The 6,805-nt window shown below is 42.4% G+C and carries 4 protein-coding genes and 1 riboswitch; all 4 genes read left to right on the plus strand.

Features of this window, described 5'->3' with window-relative positions:
• The first annotated feature begins 78 nt into the window (after window positions 1-78).
• The 4 genes from guaA to ptsG all read left to right on the plus strand — a co-directional run bounded on the left by guaA (window position 79) and on the right by ptsG (window position 6,374).
• Window positions 79-1,632, plus strand: a complete 1,554-nt coding sequence (gene guaA, locus UFB30_RS11545) for a glutamine-hydrolyzing GMP synthase (protein ID WP_322421849.1) — start codon at window positions 79-81, stop codon at window positions 1,630-1,632.
• A 79-nt stretch (window positions 1,633-1,711) separates the two neighbouring features.
• Window positions 1,712-1,813, plus strand: a riboswitch (purine riboswitch).
• Between the two features lie 98 nt (window positions 1,814-1,911).
• Entirely contained in the window at window positions 1,912-3,249 is a 1,338-nt protein-coding gene (locus UFB30_RS11550; protein WP_322421850.1) for an NCS2 family permease, read from the plus strand.
• Window positions 3,250-3,325: 76 nt separating this feature from the next.
• Complete coding sequence (glcT, locus tag UFB30_RS11555) at window positions 3,326-4,162, plus strand: glucose PTS transporter transcription antiterminator GlcT (protein WP_322421851.1); 837 nt, start codon at window positions 3,326-3,328, stop codon at window positions 4,160-4,162.
• Window positions 4,163-4,301: 139 nt separating this feature from the next.
• Complete coding sequence (gene ptsG / locus UFB30_RS11560) at window positions 4,302-6,374, plus strand: glucose-specific PTS transporter subunit IIBC (RefSeq protein WP_322421852.1); 2,073 nt, start codon at window positions 4,302-4,304, stop codon at window positions 6,372-6,374.
• Window positions 6,375-6,805: the final 431 nt, after the last annotated feature.

Raw genomic sequence — 6,805 nt, forward strand, 5'->3', positions numbered from 1 at the left:
ATTAGCCAGTGTAACAAAGCTATTTATTTTGAAGGTGTAAATGTATAGATTTAAAATAATTGAATGAGGTGACCATCCATGCTAGGTAAAGAAGAAATGCATGATCAGGAAATGATCGTTGTACTCGATTTTGGAAGTCAATATAATCAGTTAATTACACGCCGTATCCGTGAGTTCGGTGTATACAGTGAATTACATCCGCACACGATTACTGCAGAGGAAATCAAGGAACTTAACCCGTCAGGTATTATTTTCTCAGGCGGTCCGAATTCTGTATATGACGAGAATTCGTTCCGTGCAGATGAGCGAATTTTTGACCTTGGCATTCCTGTCCTTGGTATCTGCTATGGTATGCAGCTGATGACAATGCATTTTGGCGGTAAAGTAGAAAAGGCCAAGAATCGTGAATACGGTAAAGCGGATATTCAGGTCCAGGAAGCAAAGGGTCTATTCAAAGATCTTCCGCTTACTCAGACAGTATGGATGAGTCATGGTGATCTTGTCGTTGAAGCGCCGCCTTCATTTGACGTCGTTGCAACAAATCCTTCATGCCCGGTTGCGTCAATCAGTAATGAAGAGCAGAAGCTTTATGCAGTTCAGTTCCACCCGGAAGTCCGCCACTCTGAATATGGCAATGATATGCTGAGAAACTTCGTATTTGACGCATGTGGCTGCACGGGTGACTGGTCAATGGAGAACTTTATTGAGATTGAACTTGAGAAGATCCGCCAGGAAGTCGGCGATCGCCAGGTGCTATGTGCACTTAGCGGTGGGGTGGATTCTTCAGTAGTAGCTGTATTGATTCACAAAGCAATCGGTGATCAGCTGACATGTATCTTTGTTGATCACGGGCTGCTTCGTAAAGGTGAGGCAGACAGCGTGATGAAGACTTTTGCTGACGGATTCAATATGAATGTCATCAAAGTTGACGCACAGGACCGTTTTCTTAACAAGCTGAAGGGTGTATCTGACCCTGAGCAGAAGCGTAAGATTATTGGTAATGAATTTATTTATGTATTTGATGATGAAGCGACAAAGCTCGATGGTATTGATTTCCTTGCGCAGGGAACACTTTACACAGACATCATCGAAAGTGGTACAGCAACTGCACAGACAATCAAGTCTCACCACAATGTAGGCGGTCTGCCGGAAGATATGCAGTTCAAATTGATTGAGCCTTTAAATACATTATTTAAAGATGAAGTGCGTGCACTTGGAAGTGAGCTTGGTATTCCTGATGAAATCGTATGGCGTCAGCCTTTCCCTGGACCGGGTCTTGGTATTCGTGTGCTTGGGGAAATTACGGAAGAAAAGCTTGAAATCGTGCGTGAATCAGATCATATTCTGCGTGAAGAGATTAAAAAAGCTGGACTTGACCGCGATATCTGGCAGTACTTCACAGTGCTTCCTGACATCAGAAGCGTTGGTGTAATGGGTGATGCAAGAACATATGATTACGCAATTGGAATCCGTGCAGTGACATCCATTGACGGTATGACTTCTGACTGGGCAAGAATTCCATGGGATGTGCTCGAAAAAATCTCTGTGCGTCTTGTCAATGAAGTAAATTCAATTAACCGCGTACTGTATGATGTAACGAGTAAGCCACCTAGCACAATCGAGTGGGAATAACGAATATTACCATAAAATTTATTGAATAATGTTCGTATTTTGTATTGACGCTTATTTGGAGTGTTGATACAATAACAGCATCAAATAAATAATTTTTCGTCGTATAACGTCGGGGATATGGCCCGAAAGTCTCTACCAAGCTACCGTAAATGGCTTGACTACGCTGATTTTTAAAAGTTCAACCTGGACTTTTCTCAATCCTTTTAGTCATCCCTGAGCGACGAGTGTGCGCTCAGGGGTTTTTTCGTTATACTTCGTATTTTTTCGGAGGGAACAGTCGTGAAGAAGTATTTTCAGTTTGAAGAATTAAACACGAATTATAAGCGTGAATTTATCGGGGGATTAACAACCTTTCTTGCGATGGCATACATTCTGGTCGTCAATCCGTTAACGCTGACATTAGCAGATGTTGAAGGATTACCGGATGCGATGCGTATGGACTACGGCGCAGTATTCGTAGCGACTGCACTTGCTGCTGCGATCGGTTCACTTGTGATGGGTCTGCTCGCCAGATATCCAATCGCACTTGCGCCTGGTATGGGATTAAATGCATTCTTTGCTTACTCGGTGATCCTGACTCAGGAAATCCCGTGGCAAACAGCTTTGACAGGTGTATTATTTTCAGGACTTATTTTTATGGTTTTAACTGTCACTGGTGTGCGTGAAAGAATTATCAATGCAATTCCTAATGAGTTGAAATTCGCGGTAGGCGCAGGGATTGGGTTATTTATTACATTTGTCGGTTTTCAGAATGCAGGGATTATCGTTGGAAATGACGCAACACTTGTCGCACTGGGTGACCTGACAAACGGAAATACGCTTCTCGCGGTTTTCGGTATTATCATCACAGTGATTCTGATGACACGTAAAATCAAGGGTGGTATTTTCTTTGGAATTGTTATTACAGCGATCGTTGGTATGGTCGTTGGTTTGATTGACCGTCCAAGCGGGGTGATTGATACAACACCTCCAAGTCTTGCGCCAACATTTGGTGCAGCGCTCGAGCCAATTTTCTCAAGTCCTGGTGACTTGTTTACAATTCAATTACTCGTTGTAGTTTTAACATTTTTATTCGTTGATTTCTTTGATACAGCAGGAACGCTTGTTGCGGTAACAAATCAGGCGGGGCTAATGAAAGACGGCAAGCTGCCTCGTGCAAACCGTGCGCTTTTCGCAGATTCAACTGCAACTGTATTTGGTGCAGTTCTCGGAACATCTACAACGACTTCTTATATCGAGTCATCTTCAGGTGTAGCAGCAGGTGCACGTACAGGTTTTGCTTCAGTTGTAACAGCTGTTCTGTTCTTACTATCTATTTTCTTCTTCCCGCTGCTTGAAGTCATTACCAGTGCGGTAACAGCGCCGGCTCTTATTATTGTTGGGGTACTCATGGTATCAGCGCTTAGTAAAATTGACTGGACGCGTTTTGAAATTGCAGTGCCGGCATTCCTCACAATTATCGCGATGCCGCTGACTTACAGTATTGCAACAGGGATTGCGATCGGATTTATTTTCTACCCGATTACAATGCTTGTGACGGGTAAAGGAAAGCAGATTCATCCTGTGATGTACGCGCTATTTGTAATCTTTGTGCTTTACTTCATCTTCCTTTCGTAATAAGCTAAAAGGGCTGTCTCCGATTTACTCGGACGGCCCTTTTTTAAATCAAAATAAACGGGCGGATGTGATAAACGTGAGCTATGTAGTGAAAAAAATACTGAATAATAACGTGTTGATTGCTGAATTGAATAGCTCAGAAGTTGTCATGATCGGCAAAGGAATCGGCTTTAAACGCCAGACGCAATCAACGATCAGTGAACAGGAAGTTGAAAAACTTTTTGTGCTTCGTGATGAGAAAGAGCAGGATCAGTTTAAAAAGCTGCTTCCTTATGTAGAAGAAGATCTGCTGAAAGTCATTATTTCTTCAATTGAACTGATTCGTGAACGTACACAGACATTCTTAAATGAGCATATTCACGTTGCTTTAACAGACCACCTTGTTTTTGCGGTCAATCGTCTGATGAGAGGGATGTCAATTTCAAATCCATTTCTTCTGGAAACGAAAGCGCTTTACCCTTATGAGTACGAAGTTGCAAAAGAAGTAGTGGAGCTGATTAACGATAGAGCGCATATTTATTTGCCTGAAGGTGAAATTGGTTTTATTGCACTGCACATTCATAGTGCGATGCTGAACAGGAATGTCCACGAGGTCAATTCCCATTCTCAGCTGATCGGCAGGCTGGTGCAGCTGATCGAAACACAATTTGATGTTCAGCTTGATAAGGAAAGCATTGATTATATGAGATTGGTCAGGCACCTCCGATACACTGTTGAGAGGGTCGTCAGAGGTGAAAAGGTTGATGAACCGGAAAAAATCGCTTTGCTCTTGAAAGAAGAATATCCGATGTGCTATAATCTCTCATGGAAACTGATAAAAATTATGCAGCAAACATTAAAAAAGCCTGTATATGATGCAGAAGCGGTCTATCTGACCATGCACCTGCAGCGTATTCAGACAAAAATGAAATAATACATTTACGTGTTACTGATACGATCAGGCATGAGTAAATGAAGAATGTCCCTTTTTAACGGGATACGTGTACCTACGCGTTCTTCTTTTACTCATGCCTTTTTTGTTTGCTGTGTAACACAAAAAAGGAGGAAACAATATGTTTAAGAAGTTTTTTGGTCAGCTTCAAAAGATTGGTAAAGCACTTATGCTGCCAGTTGCGATTTTGCCTGCTGCCGGTTTGCTATTAGCATTCGGTAATGCACTGCAAAATGAAACGCTGACAAACCTTGCGCCATTTCTGACAAGCGACTGGATTGTCATGGTAGCAAGTGTCATGGAGAACTCAGGTGGAATTGTTTTTGATAACCTTCCACTATTATTCGCAGTAGGGGTAGCGATCGGTCTTGCAGGCGGTGACGGTGTTGCCGGACTTGCAGCAATCGTCGGTTACCTGATTATGAATGCCACAATGGGCACAGCGCTTGGTCTTGAGCTTGCGGATGTAACCGGTAAAGGAGTAGACCCTGCCTATACATTAATGCTTGGAATACCAACGCTTTCTTCAGGTGTATTCGGCGGGATCATCGTCGGTGCGCTTGCAGCTTATATGTATAACCGCTTCTTCAATATTGAATTGCCTACTTACCTCGGATTCTTTGCAGGTAAACGATTTGTTCCAATCGTGACGGCGGCTTCTGCAGTTGTATTGGGTCTTGTGATGATTGTTGTTTGGCCACCTGTACAGGAAGGGCTGAACATGTTCTCAAATCTGATGTTGAACTCAAACCTTGCGATTTCAGCATTTGTATTTGGTGTGATTGAACGTGCGTTAATTCCATTTGGTTTGCACCACATCTTCTACACACCATTCTGGTTTGAATTTGGTACTTATGTAAATGCAGCAGGTGAAACTGTACGTGGAGATAATTCAATCTTCCAGGCACAGATTCGTGACGGCGTGCAGGATCTGACTGCAGGTACATTTATGACGGGTAAGTATCCATTTATGATGTTTGGTCTTCCGGCAGCAGCACTTGCGATTTACCATGAAGCGCGTGCTGAAAAGAAAAAGCTTGTTGCAGGTATTATGGGGTCAGCAGCCCTGACTTCATTCCTGACAGGTATTACTGAACCAATTGAATTTGCATTCCTATTCGTTGCGCCAATTCTATTTGCGGTGCACACAGTATTTGCAGGTCTTTCATTTCTGACAATGCACTTGCTTGATGTCAAGATCGGTATGACATTCTCAGGCGGTCTGATTGACTTCCTATTATTCGGAGCGCTGAACCCTCAGACGAACTGGTGGTTAGTACTGCCGGTCGGTGCTGTGTTCGCTGTAATCTATTACTTCGGTTTCCGCTTTGCGATCCGTAAGTTTAACCTTGCAACACCTGGCCGTGAAAAAGAAGAAGATGGTGAAGATAATGCCCGTGCAGCTTCTTCAAAATCAGATCTACCACATGATATTCTGGATGCAATGGGCGGTGCGTCAAACATTGCCAACCTAGATGCGTGTATTACGCGTCTTCGTGTACAGGTGAATGAGCCATCAAAAGTTGATAAAAAAGAACTGAAGCATCTTGGGGCCTCAGGTGTACTTGAGATCGGCAACAACATTCAGGCGATTTTTGGTCCACGCTCAGACAGCTTAAGGCACCAGATGAAAGATATTATGGAAGGTAAGACACCAAGACCGGTTAAAGTTGATGCTGAAAAAGAAGTAGAGAAAGAGATTGAAGAAACAGCAGCAACTGCGGTTCGTAATGACGTAGCAGTCCTGAAAGATTTTGTTTCTCCGCTAAATGGGGAAGCTGTATCGATTACTGAAGTACCAGATCAGGTGTTCTCCGGTAAAATGATGGGTGACGGTTTTGCGATCAAGCCATCAGATGGAATTGTTCATTCTCCTGTAAGTGGTAAGATCGTCAATGTCTCTCCGACGAAGCATGCGATCGGCATTGAATCGGATCAGGGACAGGAAATTCTGATTCACTTCGGAATTGATACAGTGAAATTGAATGGTGAAGGATTCACTGTTCACGTCAGCGAAGGCGATCAGGTGAAAGCCGGGGATCTTCTTCTTGAGGCTGATCTTGAAACGATTAAAGATCAGGTTCCTTCTACTATCACGCCAATCGTTTTTACAAACTTAATGAATGGTGAAACGGTAGAATTGAAAAAGACAAGAGTGAGCAGAGGAGACGCTTCTATTATAGAAGTAAAATAATGAGATGCCGTGCCGGCTATGAAGCTGGCACGGTGTTTTTTAATGTGTAAGATTTATAGATGAATTTACCAAAACTATTTTCCTGAAAGGTATTGTAATATTCAGAATTAAATTATATAATGGAAATGCTCTTATAGCATTGACTCATTTCACGGAGGTGTGATAGATTAGTAAAGTTCTCTTTTGAAGAGGCGTACATTTTATGACGAATCGCTAAGGCTTTTTTCTTTTCCTTTTTTTATCACGCGAATTGTGGTTTGAAAAAAGAAATTAAAAAAGTTACGAAAAAGACTTTACAAGATATCAGATACCGTGATATGATAATCAAGTCGCTTACGAGAGTGGCGCTTCAATAAGAAGTACTTGAACCTTGAAAACTAAACAACCAAACGTCAACGTTTAAGATTTTTAGTCTTTTTCGAAACAAAAAG

Origin of the sequence: Jeotgalibacillus haloalkalitolerans (assembly GCF_034427455.1) — a bacterium.
Classification (GTDB): domain Bacteria; phylum Bacillota; class Bacilli; order Bacillales; family Jeotgalibacillaceae; genus Jeotgalibacillus; species Jeotgalibacillus haloalkalitolerans.

Bases quoted from the DNA above. Each gene is read 5' to 3' on its own strand.
- guaA (WP_322421849.1), top strand. From the start codon at position 79: ATGCTAGGTAAAGAAGAAATGCATGATCAGGAAATGATCGTTGTACTC.
- ptsG (WP_322421852.1), top strand. From the start codon at position 4,302: ATGTTTAAGAAGTTTTTTGGTCAGCTTCAAAAGATTGGTAAAGCACTT.